20 protein-coding genes are annotated in these 17,720 nt (G+C 68.6%); 8 read left to right on the plus strand and 12 right to left on the minus strand.

Features of this window, described 5'->3' with window-relative positions:
• Positions 1 to 79 precede the first annotated feature (79 nt).
• From RAH39_RS08425 to RAH39_RS08445, 5 genes are all read right to left on the minus strand, one after another.
• Positions 80 to 1,153 carry a metallophosphoesterase gene (locus tag RAH39_RS08425; RefSeq protein ID WP_306589646.1) on the minus strand — a complete coding sequence of 358 codons (1,074 nt, stop codon included), beginning with the start codon at positions 1,151 to 1,153 and terminating at the stop codon, positions 80 to 82.
• 51 nt (positions 1,154 to 1,204) lie between these two features.
• The gene (gene era, locus RAH39_RS08430) at positions 1,205 to 2,137 is read right to left on the minus strand and encodes a GTPase Era (protein WP_306589647.1); all 933 of its coding nucleotides are present in this window, start codon (positions 2,135 to 2,137) and stop codon (positions 1,205 to 1,207) included.
• Complete coding sequence (gene lpxA / locus RAH39_RS08435; protein ID WP_306589648.1) at positions 2,130 to 2,915, minus strand: acyl-ACP--UDP-N-acetylglucosamine O-acyltransferase; 786 nt, start codon at positions 2,913 to 2,915, stop codon at positions 2,130 to 2,132. The genes era and lpxA overlap by 8 nt, the downstream gene beginning before the upstream one ends.
• Positions 2,912 to 3,382 carry a 3-hydroxyacyl-ACP dehydratase FabZ gene (fabZ, locus tag RAH39_RS08440; protein ID WP_306589649.1) on the minus strand — a complete coding sequence of 157 codons (471 nt, stop codon included), beginning with the start codon at positions 3,380 to 3,382 and terminating at the stop codon, positions 2,912 to 2,914. The genes lpxA and fabZ overlap by 4 nt, the downstream gene beginning before the upstream one ends.
• A 62-nt stretch (positions 3,383 to 3,444) precedes the next feature.
• Positions 3,445 to 5,079: an HD domain-containing phosphohydrolase gene (locus RAH39_RS08445; RefSeq protein WP_306589650.1), complete on the minus strand. Its 1,635-nt coding sequence runs from the start codon at positions 5,077 to 5,079 to the stop codon at positions 3,445 to 3,447.
• A gap of 178 nt (positions 5,080 to 5,257) precedes the next feature.
• Between RAH39_RS08445 and RAH39_RS08450 the strand changes: the two genes are divergently transcribed.
• The 3 genes from RAH39_RS08450 to RAH39_RS08460 are packed head-to-tail and all read left to right on the plus strand — an operon-like array spanning position 5,258 to position 7,160.
• Positions 5,258 to 6,400, plus strand: a complete 1,143-nt coding sequence (locus tag RAH39_RS08450; protein ID WP_306589651.1) for a class I SAM-dependent RNA methyltransferase — start codon at positions 5,258 to 5,260, stop codon at positions 6,398 to 6,400.
• Positions 6,397 to 6,768 carry an adenosylmethionine decarboxylase gene (gene speD, locus RAH39_RS08455; protein ID WP_306589652.1) on the plus strand — a complete coding sequence of 124 codons (372 nt, stop codon included), beginning with the start codon at positions 6,397 to 6,399 and terminating at the stop codon, positions 6,766 to 6,768. Before RAH39_RS08450 ends, speD begins: the two co-directional genes overlap by 4 nt.
• Positions 6,765 to 7,160, plus strand: a complete 396-nt coding sequence (locus RAH39_RS08460) for a YbaN family protein (protein WP_306589653.1) — start codon at positions 6,765 to 6,767, stop codon at positions 7,158 to 7,160. The genes speD and RAH39_RS08460 overlap by 4 nt, the downstream gene beginning before the upstream one ends.
• Here the strand turns inward: RAH39_RS08460 and RAH39_RS08465 are convergent.
• The 6 genes from RAH39_RS08465 to RAH39_RS08490 all read right to left on the minus strand — a co-directional run bounded on the left by RAH39_RS08465 (position 7,141) and on the right by RAH39_RS08490 (position 11,997).
• Complete coding sequence (locus RAH39_RS08465) at positions 7,141 to 7,653, minus strand: methylated-DNA--[protein]-cysteine S-methyltransferase (protein WP_306589654.1); 513 nt, start codon at positions 7,651 to 7,653, stop codon at positions 7,141 to 7,143. The genes RAH39_RS08460 and RAH39_RS08465 overlap by 20 nt on opposite strands.
• Positions 7,650 to 9,065 (minus strand): DNA-3-methyladenine glycosylase 2, encoded by a 1,416-nt coding sequence (locus RAH39_RS08470; protein ID WP_306589655.1) that lies wholly within the window; start codon positions 9,063 to 9,065, stop codon positions 7,650 to 7,652. The genes RAH39_RS08465 and RAH39_RS08470 overlap by 4 nt, the downstream gene beginning before the upstream one ends.
• Before the next feature lie 60 nt (positions 9,066 to 9,125).
• Positions 9,126 to 9,671, minus strand: coding sequence for a metal-dependent hydrolase (locus RAH39_RS08475; RefSeq protein WP_306589656.1), 546 nt, complete (start codon positions 9,669 to 9,671; stop codon positions 9,126 to 9,128).
• 81 nt (positions 9,672 to 9,752) lie between these two features.
• Positions 9,753 to 10,871, minus strand: a complete 1,119-nt coding sequence (locus RAH39_RS08480) for a hypothetical protein (RefSeq protein ID WP_306589657.1) — start codon at positions 10,869 to 10,871, stop codon at positions 9,753 to 9,755.
• A 51-nt stretch (positions 10,872 to 10,922) separates the two neighbouring features.
• Positions 10,923 to 11,435, minus strand: a complete 513-nt coding sequence (locus RAH39_RS08485; RefSeq protein WP_306589658.1) for a methylated-DNA--[protein]-cysteine S-methyltransferase — start codon at positions 11,433 to 11,435, stop codon at positions 10,923 to 10,925.
• Between the two features lie 61 nt (positions 11,436 to 11,496).
• Entirely contained in the window at positions 11,497 to 11,997 is a 501-nt protein-coding gene (locus RAH39_RS08490) for a methylated-DNA--[protein]-cysteine S-methyltransferase (protein ID WP_306589659.1), read from the minus strand.
• Between RAH39_RS08490 and RAH39_RS08495 the strand changes: the two genes are divergently transcribed.
• The 5 genes from RAH39_RS08495 (at position 11,996) to RAH39_RS08515 (ending at position 16,084) form a co-directional block, all read left to right on the plus strand.
• Positions 11,996 to 12,805, plus strand: coding sequence for a menaquinone biosynthetic enzyme MqnA/MqnD family protein (locus RAH39_RS08495; RefSeq protein WP_306589660.1), 810 nt, complete (start codon positions 11,996 to 11,998; stop codon positions 12,803 to 12,805). The genes RAH39_RS08490 and RAH39_RS08495 overlap by 2 nt on opposite strands.
• A 40-nt stretch (positions 12,806 to 12,845) precedes the next feature.
• On the plus strand, positions 12,846 to 14,159 hold the full coding sequence (pepQ, locus tag RAH39_RS08500; RefSeq protein WP_306589661.1) for a Xaa-Pro dipeptidase: 1,314 nt from the start codon (positions 12,846 to 12,848) through the stop codon (positions 14,157 to 14,159).
• Between the two features lie 103 nt (positions 14,160 to 14,262).
• A complete protein-coding gene (locus RAH39_RS08505; protein WP_306589662.1) occupies positions 14,263 to 14,586 on the plus strand; it encodes a hypothetical protein in 324 nt (107 codons plus the stop codon).
• A 17-nt stretch (positions 14,587 to 14,603) separates the two neighbouring features.
• A complete protein-coding gene (locus RAH39_RS08510; RefSeq protein WP_306589663.1) occupies positions 14,604 to 15,263 on the plus strand; it encodes a hypothetical protein in 660 nt (219 codons plus the stop codon).
• Complete coding sequence (locus RAH39_RS08515) at positions 15,245 to 16,084, plus strand: sensor histidine kinase (protein WP_306589664.1); 840 nt, start codon at positions 15,245 to 15,247, stop codon at positions 16,082 to 16,084. Before RAH39_RS08510 ends, RAH39_RS08515 begins: the two co-directional genes overlap by 19 nt.
• Here the strand turns inward: RAH39_RS08515 and RAH39_RS08520 are convergent.
• Positions 16,081 to 17,670: a methyl-accepting chemotaxis protein gene (locus RAH39_RS08520; RefSeq protein WP_306589665.1), complete on the minus strand. Its 1,590-nt coding sequence runs from the start codon at positions 17,668 to 17,670 to the stop codon at positions 16,081 to 16,083. The two genes, RAH39_RS08515 and RAH39_RS08520, sit on opposite strands and share 4 nt — an antisense overlap.
• Between the last annotated feature and the right edge of the window lie 50 nt (positions 17,671 to 17,720).

Genomic DNA, 17,720 nt, shown 5'->3' on the forward strand with positions numbered 1-17,720 from the left:
AATCGTCTATGAAACGACTGAAATATCCCATTCTTCACGAATTTAACCCCATTGAAGACCCGTGGATCTGCGAGGGTTTTCAGCCGCGGCGAAGGGTGATGCGGACGATCTCGGGACGGCAGCGGAACCGGATGGGAAGCCCCGTGCAGCCCAGCCCCCGCGTGACGAAAAGGCGGTCGGCGCCCTTCTCGTACCGGCCCTGGACGTAGGGCGAACGCTCCAGCGCGGCGTTGTACAGGGGACTGAGGTTCACCTGCCCGCCGTGGGTATGCGCCGCCAGGGTCAGGCGGGCGCCCTCCTCTCTCAGCACCGGCCACTGCTCGGGGCCATGGCAGATCCCGATCCGGAAGCCCTCGGGCCAGGGCTTCCCCCGCCAGGTCGGAACGTAGGTGGCGCCTTCCTCTTTCGGATGCCCGCATCCCAGGAAGACCAGCCGCTGGCCGGCTCGCTCGATGGCCAGGCCCTCGTCGCGGAGGATGGTCCAGCCGCCCCGGCGGAGGCGCTCCGCCACGTCCCGCGCGCGGACGTACTGATCGTGGTTCCCCAGGACACCCACCCGCCCGTCGGGAGGATGCACGTCCGCGAAGGCCACCACCGTGCGGTCGGCTTCCTCGGGGACGAAGGTGACGAAATCCCCCGCTCCCACCACGAGATCCGCCGGGATGCGCGCCACGGCGCGCGCCCAGCGCCCCACCACCCGCGTTCCGGCGTAGGGGCCGGCGTGGATGTCCCCGAACAGGACGATGCGGTACCCGTCGAAGGCCGGCGGCAGGTCGGGGAAGGCCAGGGTCGCTTCCGTCACCACGGGCGGACCATAGGCTTCACCCAGGCCCCAGGCGGATCCCCCGAGCAGGATCCCCAGGCCCGCAAAGCGCACCCACCTGCCCCAGGGCAGCAGCCGGGCCAGGATCTCGACGCCCACGACCGGCGCCAGCAGCAGGTGGAAGGCGAGCCACGTGGCCACCGGCGACAGCGACCACACGCCCGCGGCGCCGAGGCTGCGGGGATCGTGGAGGTACCAGAAGCCCCATGCCGCATCGAGAAGAGCCGCGGCCCCGGCGGCGGGGATCCGCCAGCTGCGGGGAAGCAGCGCCCAGCCCCCCGCCTGGGCCCCGAGGCCCAGGATGAGGAGGACCAGGTGGCTCGACCTCATCCTTCCGCCGCGGAGCGCGAGATTCCGGGGAAGCGGAGACGAGGCACGGGCCTAGAGCTCCAGTCGGTCCAGGCGATCGGGCCGGTCCCGCCAGCCCTCGTCCACCTTCACGAACAGCTCCAGGCGGACGGGGCGATCCAGCACCTTCTTCAGCTCCCGCTGGGCGCTCTGGCGGATGTCCTTGATCATCTCCCCGCCGGAACCCAGCAGGATCTTGCGGTGGCCGTCGCGATCCACCAGGATCCGCGCGGCGATGAACACCCCCGTGGAATCCAGATCCTCGGGAAAGTTCTCCTGGCCCGTTTCGATCCAGCGCTCGATCAGGACGGCCACGCCGTGGGGGACTTCCTCCCGGGTCTTCCTCAGCACCTTCTCGCGGATGAACTCTGCGGCCAGGGAGCGCTCGGTCTGGTCCGTGAAGGCCTCTTCGCCGTAGGGCCAGCCCGGCTGGGCGGCATCCCGCTCCAGGAGCGCCCACAGCGGATCCAGGTTGACGCCCGTCTTGGCGCCCACGGGAACGATCTCCTGGAACGGCAGGAGGTCCTTGTAGAGGGCCACCTTCTCGAGGAGCCGTCCCTTGGAGAGGAGGTCGATCTTGTTCAGAAGCAGGTAGACCGGCCGCTCCAGCCGGCGCAGGCGCTTGGCCAGCGCGCGCTCGCCCGTGCCCAGGTGGCCATCCGCGTCCACCACCCACAGGAGGAGGTCCGCCTCTTCGAGGGCCTGCTCGACGTGGGCCATCATCCGCTCGTTGAGGGCGTGCTTCGGTAGGTGGACGCCCGGCGTGTCCAGGAAGGCCAACTGCACGTCGCCGCGGTCCACGACGCCGCGCACCCGTGTGCGGGTGGTCTGGGGGATCTGGCTGGTGGCCGCCAGCTTCTGGCCCAGAAGGGCGTTCAGCAGGGTGGATTTGCCGGCATTGGGAAGGCCGACGATGGCGATCGTCGCGTGGCGTCGATTCTGGTCCGAGGCGGGTTGATCACCCACGGTGAACGCCCCGCTTGGCCTCGCGGATGAACGTCAGCAGGTAGGCGACCTCGGGAATGTGCCCCACTTCCCGCTCGGTCTGGGCCATGGCCTCCTCCCGCAGCAGGCCGGAGAAGAACAAGAGGCGATGAGCCCTCTTCAGGCCCTCGACCACTTCCGCGGAAAAACCCTTCCGCTGGAGGCCGATGGTGTTCACGCCGTAGCTCTTGGTATCCCGAGCGCCCGCCGTCTTCATGAACGGCAGCACGTCCTGGGTGGCGACGGTGAACCCGCCCATGAAGGCGTGGTTCCCCACGCGGCAGAACTGGTGGACGGCGGAGAAGGCGCCAATGTTGCAGCCGTCGCCGACTTCCACGTGCCCAGCCAGGGTCGCCGCGTTGGCGAAGATGTTCTTGCTCCCCACGTGGCAGTCGTGGGCGACGTGCGAACCGGTCATCAGGAAGTTGTCGTCCCCGACGGTGGTGAGCCCGCCCCCGCCCTCGGTGCCGCGGTGGAAGGTGCAGCCCTCGCGGACCACGTTCCGGCTGCCCACCACTAGGCGGGTGGGCGCGCCCTTGAACTTCAGGTCCTGGGGACCCATGCCCAGGGTGGCGTGGGGATAGATGTCGTTGTCCTCGCCCAGCTCGGTGTGGGGGCCGATCACGACGTGGCTGCGGAGCAGGGTGCGGGCGCCGATGACGGCGTTGCCCTCGATGAGGCAGAAGGGCCCCACGACCACGCCCTCGCCCAGCCGGGCCTCCGGGCTCACCACGCTGCTCGGATGGATCTGAGCGCTCATTTTCCTTCCCCTTCCGCCAGGTCCATCAGCATGGACATGAATTCGGCTTCGGCCACCTTCTGGCCTTCCACGAAGGCCTCGCCGCGCATTTTGCAGATCCGGCCCTTGAGCTGGACCACCTTGACTTCCATCACCAGCTGATCGCCTGGGAGCACCGGCTTCCGGAACTTCGCGCCGTCGATCCCCATGAAGTAGATCACCTTCCGGGCCCGATCCTCGACCTGCTGGAGGAGGAGGCAGCCGCCGGTCTGAGCCATGGCCTCCAGGATGTACACCCCGGGAAACACCGGTCGGCTGGGGAAGTGCCCCTGGAAGATCTCCTCGTTGTAGCTGACGTTCTTCAGGCCCCGGATCCACTGGCCGGGCTCGTAGTCGAGGATCCGGTCCACCAGCAGGATGGGATAGCGGTGGGGCAGCAGGTCCATGATCCCCTGCAGATCGATGGTGCGAGGTGCGTGTTCGGACATGGCCACTCCAATCCCCTAGCCTACCGTCTCCCGCCCCCGCCCTCCAGCCTTCCCGCCCCGGCTCAGGCCTGCCGGACGGTCCGCTCGAACACCCGCGCGGCGATGAACAGGTCCAGAAGCCCGGGGTCCAGGGCGCCGCCCTTCGCCTCCTCCTCCAGGATGGCGAGGCTGCGCTCCGGCGACAGGGCCCCCTTGTACGGCCGGTCCTGGGCCGTGAGCGCGTCGTACACGTCGGCGATGGCCATGGCCCGGCTCTGCACGGGAATCTCCGGCTCGGTCAGCCGGCGCGGGTATCCCCCCCCGCTCAGCCGCTCGTGGTGCGCGTAGGCGATGGCCGGAATGCCCGCCAGGTCGCGCGTCCAGGGGATCCGCTGCAGGAAGCGGAAGGTGTGGGTGACGTGGCTTTCGATCTCCAGCCGCTCCGTCTCCGACAGGCTCCCCTTGCGGATGCTGAGGGTGGCCAGTTCCGCCGTTCCCGCCACGGGCCGCTGTTCGCCGCTCCAATGGGTGAAGGTCAGATCGCCCAGCAGCCCCAGCCCCTCGGCCACTTCCTGGGGGAGGACCGTGGGCTCGTTGCTCTGGCGGACTAGGTGCATCAGCCGCTCCGTCTCGGTCTGGCGGTCCTGCGCGGCCCGCTCCCACAGGTCGAATCCGCCGCCCCCCTTCCACGCCGCGGCCAGCGTCTGGAGGGCCTCCTCCAGTTCGCGCTGGCGCAGCCGCTGAAGGATCAGCTCCAGCTGGGCGGGCTCCAGCTTCTTTGCCTTCACCAGGACCTGCTCCCGGACGCCCACCTTCCCGAAGTCGTGCAGGAGGCTCGCATAGCGCAGCTCCCGCAGTTGGCGGGGCGTGAAGACCAGGCCGCCGTAGGCGCCGTTGGGCGTGGCGTTGACCGCCTCCGCCAGGCCGACGCTGAGGTCCGCCACCCGCCCCGAATGGCCGCTGGTGACCGGATCCCGGGCCTCGATGGCCGTCACCGACGCCGCCACGAAGCCCTCGAACAGCCGCTCGATCTCCTCCCGCAGCTGGGCGTTCTTCACCGCCACCGCCGCCTGCCCCGCCAGGCTCTGGGCCAGGTTTCGGTCGCCGTCGGAGAAAGCCCCCGCCCGACCGTCCTCCTCCTGGCGGTTGAGGAGCTGGAGCACGCCGAGCACCTCGCCTTCCGTGTCCTGCATGGGCACCACTAGCGCCGAAACCGTGTGATAGCCCGCCTGGCGGTCGAAACTGTCGTTGAAGCGGTAGGGCGCCTCCTCCGGAATTCGGTAGACGTCCGGCAGGTTGAGCGATTCCCGCGTGAGGGCCGCGAATCCGGCCAGGGTCTCCCGCGAAACCGGCAACAGGACGCGGTGGAAGGGGAGGCTGAGCCGCGCGTTCTGGGTGTGGGCGAACAGGAGCTTCCCGTCCGTCCCCTCGCCCGTCATCAGGTAGATGGAACCCGCCTCGGCCTTCAGCAGGCCCCGCGCCTGGGTGAGGATCAGGTCCAGCAGCCGGTCGAGGTTCTGTTCCGAGGCGAGGGCGCGGCCGACTTCATGCAGCCGCTCCATGTTGCGGCGATCCTGGAGCCGCTCCCAGCCGGCCTGGAGCAGCGCCGCGGCCGCCTCCGCGCCGGGCCAGGACGCGCACTCGGCGAAAGTGCCGCCCCGCGCGCCCAGCGCCACGTCCGCCGGCCCCTCGTCCACGAAGACCAGCGCGTGGCGCATCTCTCCGGCGGCGCAGTCCAGGAGGATGCTACGGTGCTGTGGGGGGACGGCCACCGTGAATCGCAAGGCGGAATCAAGCTCCAAGAAGATGAGGCTGCCTTCAGCTTATCGGAATTCCCCTGCCCCGGCTGAGACCTGGCGCGGCGCTGTGGAGCGCCTGGCCTGGGGCGGAAAGGGCGTGGCGCACGCCTCCGATGGCCGATTGCTGCTCCTGGAGGCTCCGCTCGCCCTTTTTCCCGGCGAAGTGGTGGAGGCCACGGTCCGCTGGAAGCCGCGCCACGGCGAGGGCCGCGTGGAGCGATGGATCAGCCGCGATCCCCGCCGGGCGCCTGCCGAGTGCCCCGTCGCCGGGACCTGCGGGGGATGCGAGCTGTGGGAGGCCGGACGCCACGCGCCCGATCTGAAGCGCCAGATGGTGGCCGATCTCCTCCGCCGCCAGCTGGGCGAAGAGGTCGCCTGGGAATGGCGCCCGGCCCCCGACGAAGCCCGCCGCCACCGCATCCAGCTCCACTGGGACGGTTCGGCGCTGGGGTACTTCCGGCGGCACAGCCACGCCCTCGTCCCCGTGTCGGCCTGCCCCATCGCCGCGCAGCCCCTGTCCGACGCCATTCCCCGCCTGCTGGAAGCCATGGCCGGCCGCGTCCTCCCTTCCCGCCCGGGCCGCTGGGAACTCTCCACCGGCACGCCGGCCGGCGACGTGCTCGCCACGGACGAGCGGAACCGCACCTGGCGGCTGGAGCCCGACGGGTGGCACCGCAGTACGGAGCCCTTGGCCCACCGGCTCGGAGATCTCACCCTGCGCCATGAGCCGGGGGCCTTCTTCCAGGTGAGCCCGCCCTGGGCGGCCGAGGCCTTCCGCAGCCTGCTGGAGACGTGGGACCTGCGGGGCCGGACCCTCTACGACCTCTACGGCGGCGTGGGCCTCTTTTCAGCGCTGCTGGGGAGGCGTTTCGACCACCGCGTCCTGGTGGAATCCGGCGAAGCCGCCGTGACTTGGGCCCAGCGGAATCTGGAGGCGCTGGACCTTCCCTCGGAATGCCACGTGGGCGACGTGGCGGAATGGCTTCCCGAAGGCCTGGGAGAACCCGGCGACACGATTCTGCTGGATCCGCCCCGCACCGGCCTGGACGCGGCCCTCGTCGATCGGCTGTGCGGGGCGGGCGCCGGAACCCTGGTCCTGGTGGGCTGCGACGGCGCCGCGTTCTGCCGGGATCTCAAGCGCCTCGCCGCCAACTGGACGCTGGACAAGCTGGCGATCCTCGACCTCTTCCCCCTCACCAGCCACGTGGAAGGCGTCGCCCTTCTCCGGAAGCGCCCGTGAGCCCTTCCGGGACGGCCCTGGGCCGGCACCTGCTGGTGGAATTCACGGGCTGCGATCCCGCGGCCCTCGCGGACCTGGAGCGGATCACAGCCGCCATGCTCGCCGCCGCCCGGGCCTCCGGCGCCACCATCGTCACCCACAGCTTCCACCACTTCAGTCCCCACGGCGTCAGCGGCGCCGTGATCATCGCCGAGAGCCACCTCGCCATCCACACGTGGCCGGAGCACGGCTTCGCCGCGGTGGACTACTTCTCCTGCGGCGCCGTCGACGCGGAAGCCGCGGTGGCCGTCCTGAAGGCCGCCCTCAGTGCCGCCGCCACGGAAGTCCTGAGCCTCACGCGGGGTCCGCTGGGCCGGCTCGACGGATGAAACCGCGCGGCCCTTCCCGGCCCTGGCTGCGCCCCCTCTTCCTGGTCGGAGGGCTGCTCTGCGTGGGGCTGGCCGTCCTGGGCCTCTTCCTCCCGCTCGTGCCCGCCACGCCGTTCCTGCTGCTGGCCGCCGCCTGCTTTGCGCGATCTTCCGAGCGCCTCCATCAGTGGATGCTCCAGCACCGCCGGTTCGGCCCCCTGCTCCAGGACTGGGAAGCGCACCGCGCCATCCGGCCAGCCGCGAAGCGGGCTGCCACCGCGGCCATCCTGGCAAGCGCCGCGCTGACCTACGGCTTCGCCCGTCCGCCCCGCGCCGCTCAAATCGCGGTGGGGCTGAGCCTCGCCGGCGTCCTCGTCTTCATCTGGACCCGCCCTAGCGGACCCAGCCGGTGAGGGCCCCTTCGAGCGCCAGCAGGCGCTCCTTCATCGCGAGGCCGCCCGCGTAGCCCGTCAAAGTACCGTTGGCGCCGATGACCCGGTGGCAAGGCACCAGGATGGAGATCGGATTGGCGCCGTTGGCCCGACCCACGGCGCGGCTGAGGTTGGGATCGCCCAATTCCGTCGCCAGCCGCCCGTAGCTGCGGGTCTCCCCGAAAGGAATCCGCTGGAGGGCGGCCCACACGCGCTGTTCGAAGGGGCTCCCGTGGAGCCGGAAGGGGACGTCGAAATCATTCCTGGCACCGGCGGCGTAGGCGTCCAACTGCTTCTGGAGCCTCGCCACCACGGCGGGCGCAGGCGAGACGGCCGGCTCCAGCCGGGCCAGTTTCGCCAGAAGGGGTTCCCGGAACTCGTGGTCCGCGAAGCCCAGGTAGATGACGGCGCCCGCCCCGTCGAAGGCGGCCTGGATGGGGCCGAGGGCCGTGTCGAGACGTTGGATGCCCTTCATGCAGGGACTCCTTTCAGGCTGGACCACAGGTGGAAGGTGGCGAGGCTGCGGTGGGGCGCGAAGGCCGCCATCAGGCGGAGGGTCTCCTCCGGGCCGGGCCGGGCGTCGAGGTGGAACCACCGCTGGAGAGCCAGCGTGAGCCCGGCGTCGCCCACCGGCACGCAATCCCGGAATCCCAGGCCGCGCATCAGGACGTACTGGGCAGTCCAGGGACCACAGCCCCGCAACGCGAGCAGCCGCTTCGCCGCCGCGGTGGCCGTGGGAAAGGCCTCCAGGTCCAACCGGCCGGCGGCCGCTTCCGTCGCCGCATGGAGGAGGTACTCCGCCTTGCGGGCCGACAGCCGCAGGGCGCGGAGATCCGCCGGTTCCAAGGCCGCGACGGCCGCGGCGTCCGGATGCGCCACCAGCCCCTTCGCCGCGGGCAGGCCCGCCCGGCGGATCAGGTCCCGCCGCAGGGCGTAGGCGAAGGCGAGGTTCACCTGCTGGCCCAGAATGGCCCACACCAGGGCCTCGAAAGGATCCGCCGTGAGCAGCACGCGCAGCCCCGGCCGCGGGACGCTCCATTCCGGATGGGCGGTCTCGAAAGCCGCAGGGTCGTCCTGCCAGCCCAGCAGGCGGAGGGCGATGCGATGGGCCCGGGCCATGGCCGCAGGCCCCGAAGCGCCCGCCAGCGACACCTCGACGTCGGATTCGCCGAAGGCGAGGCGGAGGGTGGCGGGCGCGCCCCCCATGAGGAAGGCCTTCCACAATCGGCGCCCCTCCACCCGTTCGGAGACGCTGGCTGCGTCCCGGCCGTGGAAGCGGAGCACGTCGTCCACGCGAAGGCCGGACGGCTGGGAAAGCACGAAGCGGTCCGACCCCAGCATGGCGCGGTAGGCCCCGGGGCTCAGGCCGGTCTGCTTCCGAAAGGCGCCGTGAAACCCGGAAGCGCTTTCATAGCCCGAATCGAAAGCCAGGTCCGCCAGATCACTGCGGCCTTCCACGAGCCGGGCGCAGCCAGCCTGGATGCGGATCCGCTGGAGGAAGGCGGCGGGTTGGGCGTGGAGGTGGATCCGGAACAGCTCCTTCAACTTGGTGACCCCCACGCCGGCGGCCTCCGCCAGGGCATCCACGTCGGAAAATGCCGCGGGATCGGCCGTGACGCGGCTGAGGGCAGCTTCGAGCCGGGTCAGGCCCGCATCCTCGCCCCGGTAGAAGGCGTCGGGCCGGCACCGCTTGCAGGGACGGAGACCCGCCGCCTGGGCCGCGGCTTCATCCGAGAAGAACCGGACGTTGCGCTGGAGCGGTTTCCGGGCCGGACAGGAGGGCAGGCAGTAGATCCCGGTGGTGAGCACGCCCACGACCACCTGCCCGTCGAAGGAGGCGTCCTTCGCCAGGATCCGTTCGTAGAGGTGCTCCTCCGACCAGCGCATGCCTTCATGCTAGGGAGGCGGCGGGCGCCTGTCCTCCGATGGTCGTCGCCGGAATCCCCGCTACGCCTCGGGACGCTCCCGCCACATGCGGACCCGCCGCAGCGCCCAGGGGACGCCGAAGGCCAGGAGGGCGGGAATCCCGATCCACACGGCCTCGGTACTCAGCGAGAACAGCAGCCAGTCCAGCAATTTGCCCGAGAGGGGAATGGGCGATACGAAGAGCGGCTGCCAGGCGCAGACGTAGCGGGCTTCGGAAAAGGGCAGGAACATCGCCACGCCGGTGCCGCCGAACGTGCAGGCGTCCAGCAGGCTGTGCGAGAAGGCCGCGGTCGTCATGCATCCCCAATGCCGACCGCTGCGGAGCTGGGATCGGAAACCGACCAGCATCGCGGCGGCGGCGAGCATGGCGGCGGCGACCAGGGAATGGCTCAGGCCCCGGTGGGCGAGGTGGCTTTCCGCCAGGGGCGTGAAGCGGGTGAACCAGTCCAGATCCGGCGCCACCGCGCAGGCCGTCACCAGGAGCCACATCCGCCGGGGGGGCTTCCCCTGCGTGAAGGCCGCGCTGACGGCCAGGCCGGCGAGGGTGTGGCCGAAGATCGAAGGCATAGACGAGTCCCGAAAAGCGAAGCGGCGCGCCGTCCGGACGAGAAGCGGACCGCCCTTCCATCATATCCGCCGCGGATCCGGTCATTCCACGACGGCGAATACCACCTTGTCGTTCTTGAACCGCGAGGGCGCCAGCAGCTCCACCGTCACGGTCTGCCGATCGGGGCCGAAGGACAGCCGGTAGTGCTCGTCCGGAAGGTAGGAGCCGGGAACCACGTTCACCTTGCTGATCCGCTTCAGGCCCAGTTCCGCCGCTTCGATCTGAATGGTGTGGCCGGTGCGGAGGTCCAGGTGGCGCGTGAAAACCCGGTCGCGCCAGTTCCGGCCCGAGCGGTCCTTGTCGAAGAAGGGCGTCTCGATTACGCCCTCCTTTTCCAGGACCGACCGGACGCCCACGGCGTAGTGCAGGGCGTTCAGCTTGGCCAGCTGCCGGGCGTTGGCGGCCTCCAGTTCGCCGCGGTTCTGGAGCAGTCCCGCCCGCTCCTGGCGGATGGCGGTCATCTCCTCCTCGATGCGCTTCTTCTGGTCCGCCAGGGCGGCCAGTTCCTTCTGGAGACGGGCGCCCCGGCCGACCTCCTTGTCCCGTTGGGATTCGATCTGGTCGACGTCCCCGCGGCCCAGGTCCTGGGGCGTGAAGGGCGCGGTTCCCTGGGCGACCCAGCTGGCGTAGGCGCCGTGAAGGTAGAAGTGGTAGACCTCGAATCCGGGCGCGAGCTTGGCGGAGATGGGGACGCGGCTGAGCAGCCGCCGGGCCTCCTCCATCGAACAGCCCCGGCCCTGAAGGAAACGCATGGCCATGCCGTAGTGGCTGTCGTTCCGCTGGACCACCTCCGGCTCGGGCAGGCCGGTTTGAAGGCCCGCCAGCCGATCGCGGAGGCCGCGGAGTTCCTGGTCCTTCTCCAGGGTTTCCCGGATGAGGGCGCGGCGGGAATTGTCCTTTTCGCTCCGGACCCGGGCCTCCAGCGCCCGCTTCTGGTCGTCCGACAGGAGAAGCAGCGACGCATCGGGCCGCGCCTGCCGGACGCCGAGGGTGGCGAAGCGCCGGAGCTGATCGCTCCAGGCCTGCCGCAACTGGCGCGAAGCCTCATCGGCCTGAGCCGCCCGCTCCGTCAGCTCGCGGATCTGGGGATCCTCCCGACGGCAGGCGAGCCCCGCCACGACCACGGCGGACGCCAGGAGCCATCGACCGCGCACACCCATTCCCCCTCCCGCCTGGAGCCTTCTTCCCACCATATCAAGGCAGCGGAGCGCTCAGAGCCATTCCAGGGGCAACGCGGGCTGGGGCGGGGCTTTGGGCAGCACGCCCTCCAGCCTGAGCAGGTATTCCTTCATGTCGAGCCCTCCGCCGTAGCCCACCAGCGAACCGTCCGACCCGATCACGCGGTGGCAGGGAATGAGGATGATCAGGGGATTGGCCCCGTTGGCGCGCGCGGCGGCGCGGATGCACTTCTCGTCGCCCAGCCGGCGGGCCAGTTCCAGGTAGGAGATCGCCTGGCCGTAGGGAATCTTCTGCAGCTCCTTCCACACCCGGCGCTGGAAGTCCGTGCCCTCGGCCAGCATGGGGATGTTGAAATCCCGCAGGTTTCCCGAGAAATAGGCGTCCATCTGGCGCTTCAGATAGGGGAGGCTCTTCGGCACGGGCCCAGCCGGAACCGCGGGCGGGCGACCGTGGAGACGGATCAACTGCACCAGGCGCCCGTCCTCGTCGAAGGCCGCGCCCAGGTCTCCCAGGGGCGTGGCGAGCGGGTGGAAGGAACCGGGCATGGTTGAAGGATGCCAGAAGCGCGGTTTTTTGTTGATGCCGCACGGAAGCGGCGGCGCCTTCTCAGAGCCCCCGCCACCCCAGGCCCGACTCCAGGTCCCTCAGGGCCCGCGGCAGCGGACCCTCGCCGGGCAGGATCACGCGATGAGAGGGGATCAGCAGGACGATGGGATTCGCCGCGCAGGCCATGACGACCAGATCCTCATCCACCTGGAGGGACGCGGCGATCTCCGCCGGCTTCTGCGCGCGGCCATAGGGAATGGCGTGCACCACCTCCCAGATCCGCTGTTCGAGCGAGGAACCCTCCGGATCGAGGGGAACGGTGAACGTCCGGAGCGTGCCGGCCAGGTAGGCCTCCAGTTGGCGATCCAGAAAGCGCTTGGCCTCCCGCTGCTCCTTCGGCGGCAAGGGCGACGTCTTGCGGGGATCCAGCGCTTCCACCGCCAGCTCCCGCAGCCGGCCCCGCCCGTCGAAGGCCGCCCGCATGGGGCCCATGGGAGTGGTGAGCTCGTAGTGCCACAGGACCATGAAGGGATGATGGCAGGCCCGGTAGACTCGTGCCATGGCCACCGAACCTTTCCGCCTGTCCATCATCGACTACTTGAACGCGGCGCCCCTGAATCACGGATTCAAGCACGGCCTGGGCTGGGAACACTTCCACCTGAAGTTCCACTTCCCCTCCACCTGCGCCGACCAATTGCGGTCCGGAGAGGTGGACGCGGGCATCGTCAGTTCCGTGGAATACCTCCGGATTCCGGATCTCCTTATCGTCCCCGGCCTCTGCATCGCCTCCCCCAAGCGCGTCAGGAGCGTGGTGATCCTTTCCAAGGTGCCGCCGGAGCAGATCCGCACCCTGGCGCTGGACACGTCCAGCCGGACGAGCGTCGTCCTGGCCCAAATCCTCCTCCGGGAGCGCTACGGCGTGAGCCCTGCCGTGACGGACATGGGGCCGGATTTGCCCGCCATGCTGGAGGCGAACGACGCGGCCCTGATGATCGGCGACGCCGCCATGCGGGCGCCGCGCCAGGGGCTATTCGTCCTGGACCTGGCGGAGGAGTGGCACGCCTGGACGGGCCTGCCCTTCGTGTTCGCCCTGTGGCTGGTCCGGAAGGACGCCCCGGAACTCCCCCTTCCCGGCGGCGTGGCCTCCTTCTTCCACCGGAGCTACGAAATCGGAGTGTCGCAGCTGCCGGCCATCATCGAGGAGGCCCGCAGCACCATCGGCTGGACCAAGATCGAGCTCCACGAGTACCTCACCGAAAACATCAGCTACACCCTGGGCGAAGCCGAACGTAAAAGCCTCGCCCTCTTCTTCGAGAAGGCCGTGCGCCACGGATTCGCCCCCGAGGAGAAACCGCTCCGGTTCCTCTGAACGCCGCCCCTCCACGCACCGCCGCTCCTTTGGGGATTTCATGACCGACCTAGCCGCCCTCTTTCACGCCCATCTCGCGGAACGCCAGCGCACCGCGGAGGAGGCCCTCGCCGCCACCGGCTTCGACGCCCTGGTGATCTCCAGCGGCCAGGCCCACACCTACTTCGCCGACGATCAGGACGCGCCCTTCCACGCCACGCCCCATTTCATCCACTGGTGTCCGATGGCCGGACCGCATCATGTGCTGCTCGTGCGCCCCGGCCACCGGCCCCGCCTGATCCGCTATGCGCCGGAGGATTTCTGGTACGAACAGGCGCCCCTGGGGTCCCCGTTCTGGGCCTCCGAATTCGACCTGGAGGAAGCGGGGACGGTCGATGAGGTCTGGGCCCGGCTGGGAAGCGTGACTCGCGCGGCCTACATCGGGAGCGAGACGGACCGGGCCGCCACCGCGCGGCTGGAAGCGAACCCCGCGGAGCTCACCGCCCGCCTGGATTGGCACCGCACGAACAAGTCGGAGTACGAGGTCCGGTGCATCGAAGAGGCCACCGTCCTAGCTGCCCGTGGACACCTGGCCGCCAAGGCCGCCTTCCTGGCCGGGGCCACTGAACTGGAGATCCATCACGCCTACGTCCAGGCCGCCGGCGTAGCGGACCAGGACCTGCCCTACGGGAACATCGTGGCGCTCAACGAAAAGGGCGCCATCCTCCACTACGAGGGCAAGCGGAAGGACCTGCGGAACGGTTCCGTCCTGCTCATCGACGCGGGCGCCCAGGTGCGGGGCTACGCCGCCGACATCACCCGCACCGTCGCCGCTCCCCACTGCGATCCCCGCTTCGCCGGTCTCGTCGAGGGCATGGATCGCCTCGAACTTCAGCTCTGCAATGCCGTCAAAGCGGAGATGCCCTACGGCGACCTCCATCACCAGGGACACCTCGCCATCGCGGGCCTTCTTCACGATCACCACATCCTCAAGGCTGGCGCCGAAGAGGCCGTAGAGAAGGGTCTCAGCCGCCCATTCTTTCCCCATGGTTTGGGACACCATCTCGGTATCCAGGTCCACGATGTGGCGGGCAAGCAGGGCGCTCCCGATGGGACCCCCCAGCCGCCGCCGGCCCAGCACCCCACCCTGCGGACCACGCGCACCATCGAAGCAGGCCAGGTCTTTACGGTCGAACCCGGACTCTACTTCATCCCCATGCTCCTGCGCCCCTTCCGAACCAACGAGCACAAGGATCTCTTCAACTGGACGCTCATTGACGAGCTCACCCCCTGCGGCGGAATCCGCATTGAGGACAATCTGCTGGTGACCGCCGAGGGCCACCGCAACCTCACCCGCCCCCACCTGCCCAACTGATCTCACCCCACGGGGAGCGCGCCCCCGGTAGCGCCTCAACCGGGCCCTCATCCGGATCGGCTTCCCACCTTCTTCCACCACGATCTCCATCCAGGAGTCCACCGTGTCCACCCAAGCTTTCGATTCCGCCCGTGACCACCGCATCACCCGCGAAGAAGCGTCCGAACTCGTCAAGGCCTTCCAGAGCAAGGCCAAGACCGACGAGCACCGCGCCTCCGCCTTCAACCGCAGCGCCTTCGAACAGCTCCTCGCCCAGCCCAACGCCGCCGGCATCCGCATCTACCGCGCCGCGCACAAGGACGGGTCTCCCACGATGGTGATGGTGGCGGTGGATCAGGCTGGGCAGGACCTCGTGGGTGGAGAGGCGATTTTCATTCAGAACGGCACTGATTGCCCGCCCTTCTGTGCGGCCAAGAACTGGATCTAGGTTTTGAGCATATGGGGATGAGCCATTCCCAAATCCTGCGTTGGGGTTGGGGCATCCAAATGGTTTCCCCCCTCATTCCCGTCCTGGCTGCCACGATGCATTGGCAGTCGGGACGGTATGTGTCATTTTCCTGGATGCGGCGTTTGACGGCTTTCGTCGTCTTTCAGCTCGTCGTCAACTGGACCATGCTCGGCATGGCCATTAATTTAAAACCAAATTATTGGGTGGCGGACCTAGTTCATCTCCCCGAGGCTTTCCTTCCGCTATGGGTTCTTGCAGGGCTCGCTTTGAGATTCCCGATGAAGGTTCCGTTGACGCTCGGCGGAGCAGCCATTGTTCTGAGTACCGCTTGGGATGCAAGCCATGTCGGATTGAAAGCTAAGTGGCCTCTGGCAGCGATCGTTTCATGCTTCGCGCTCTTGATGCTATGTGTCGGCAGTTTCATAGCCCTTCTTCTCAAGGAAGAGACGCCGCGTGACAATCATCCGGCTTATTGGCTTTTAGGAACGTGGGCATTGGACTATGGAATCATGTTGATGTTCTATCCCATGCAGACGTTTTTCCTCCAACACCTCTCTCGGGAATGGATTCTTGTCCCGTGGATGCTTAGATTCACAATCGGTCTTCTTCTCAACATCACCCTTGCCAAGACGTTCCTGTGCCGGAAAACCAGTTAGTCCTCAGCTACATCTTTGGGGTCTTGGCCTTATTAGCCCTAGGTGGCCTTGCGATCGTCGCTGTTTTTCACGCCAAGAATCGCATCATCCGTGAATCACAGAAGGCTCTGGAAGCGGAACAGCGGTTGCGCCGAGCGCAGGAAGCCTTCACGGACAACGCCCATCACGAGTTGCGGACGCCGGTACAGATTCTGGCCGGGAACTTGATGATGCTGAGCGATCTGGATCCGACGCCCGATCAGGCTTCGATTCTGGGGCAGGCGCGTCGGACCACGGCGCAGCTCGGGCATCTGGTTCAGGGGTTGCTGGATCTGTCGAGCCTGGGCCATGGCACCCTCACCTTCCAGCCAGGGTTGACCGACCTGAACGCCCATCTCTCGGGATTGCGCGGGCGCTGCGATGCGAACGCACAAACGAAGGGCCTGCGCTTCCATGCCGACCTGGTTCCTCTGCCGCGCCCGGTGATCTGCGATCCCGCCCGACTGTGCCAGGCCCTGGAAGCCCTGCTGGAAAACGCGCTGGGTTTCACCACCGAAGGAGCCGTGACCTTCCGCATGGCGGCGCGGCCGGAAGGCCGGGCCTGGCACCTCCGCTTCGAGATCGAGGATCAGGGACCGGGCTTGCCCCCGGATTGGGAGCGGCTGCTCCACCCCTTCGAGCAGGAGGAGCGCGGCCTTCGTCGCCGTCGCGGCGGATTGGGCATCGGCTTGCCGCTGGCGACCGGGATCATCGAACTGCTGGGTGGTCGGATGGGATTCCAGCCACTGGCGCTCGGCACCCTGGCCTGGGTGGAGATTCAACTCGAAGAGGGCGAGTTCTAGAGCTTGAAGCTCCCCGCCAGGCTCCTCAGTCCTTCCGCGACCTGAGCCAGGTCCTCGGAGGTCCGCGCGATCTCCTTCACGGTAGCGGCGAGTTCGTGGGTGGCGGTGGCGTTCTGGGCCAGGCTCTGGCTGGTCTGATCCATCATCCGCGTCACCTCGGCGCTGGTGCCGGCCTGGCCCTGCGCGAAGGTCCCGATCTGCGAGACGCGGCTGGCCACTTCCTGGATGCGCTCCCGGATGGCCTGGAGGCTCTGCATGGTGCCCTGGACGCTGGTGACACCGCCGGCGACCGCTTCCTGGGCCCGCTGGATCAGCTCCTCGATTTCCTTGGCGGAGGTGCGGCTGCGCTCGGCCAGCTTGCGGACCTCCTCCGCGACCACCGCGAAGCCCTTGCCCATGGAGCCGGCCTTGGCGGCCTCGATGGCGGCGTTGAGGCTGAGCAGGTTCGTCTGGCGGGCGATCTCCTGGATCACGCGCACGGCCTGGACGATCTGGGCGGTGGCGCCCTGGATCTCGCCCATCCCATGCACGGCGGCCTCGCCGGCTTCGGCGCTGCGGACGGTCTCCGCCACCGCGGCGGCGCCTTCCCGGCCGCCGGCTTCGCTGTGGCTGGCCACCAGGCCGGATTCTTCGGACAGTTCCGCCATGGCCCGGGCCACGCGCTCGCCGGCCAGTTTCAACTCCTCGCTGACGTGGGCGATCTCATCCACCGCGCGGGTCATCTCGTCGGAACTGGCGGCCAGTTCCGTGCTGCCGGAGGCCACGCGGCTGGCGAAGCCCGAAATCTCGACCACGCGGCTCCTCAACCCGGCGTTGTAGGCGTTGAAGGCCTTGGCGGCCTCGCCGATCTCGTCCGAAGCATCGATCCGGATCTCCCGGGTGAGGTCGCTGTTGTGCAGGCCGTCCACCAGCTCATGCAGCGGCCGGGACATCCGCCGCGCCAGCTTCCGCACGGCGAAGAACAGGATCGCCGACAGGACCAGCAGCCCGCCAAGGATGGACCACGTATAGAGCCGGACCTGCGCCTGCAGGTCGTCGATGTAGACGCCCGTGCCGATGTTCCAGCCCCAGGGCTCGAAGAGTTTCACGTAGTTCAGCTTGGGGAACGCGCCGTCCACGCCGGGCTTGCCGAACCACAGCTGCATGTAGCCGCCGCCGGGCTCTCGGCCCAGCTTCTGCAACTCCACGTAGATCCGCGTTCCCTGCTTGTCCGTGAAGTCGTTGACCAGCTTGCCTTCCATCTCGGGACGGATGGGGACGGTGACGATCCGGGGTTCCTGGTTGAAGACGTAGAAGTAGTTGCCGGCCCCGTACCGGATGGCCTTGATCTGGGCCACGGCCCGACGCTGGGCCTCCTCGCGAGGGATGGCGCCGGAGGCCGCCTCGGCCTCGTGGGCCGCCAGGATCCCCACGGCGGTCTCCGTCAGGCTGCGGATCTCGGTCTTGCGGGCATCCAGAAAGCCCCGCTCGACGGCGGGCACCAGCAGCAGCCACGACATGAGGAAGACGATCAACAGCGGACCGAGCCCCACCAGCAGGATCTTCCCCGCCAGCGACTGCGGCTTCATCCGATCCACGAACGACATCGTTGCACCCCAACTTTCGGGGACCGGCCCCGTTCCATCATCGGTGGACC

The organism is Geothrix sp. 21YS21S-4 (assembly GCF_030845995.1).
Classification (GTDB): domain Bacteria; phylum Acidobacteriota; class Holophagae; order Holophagales; family Holophagaceae; genus Geothrix.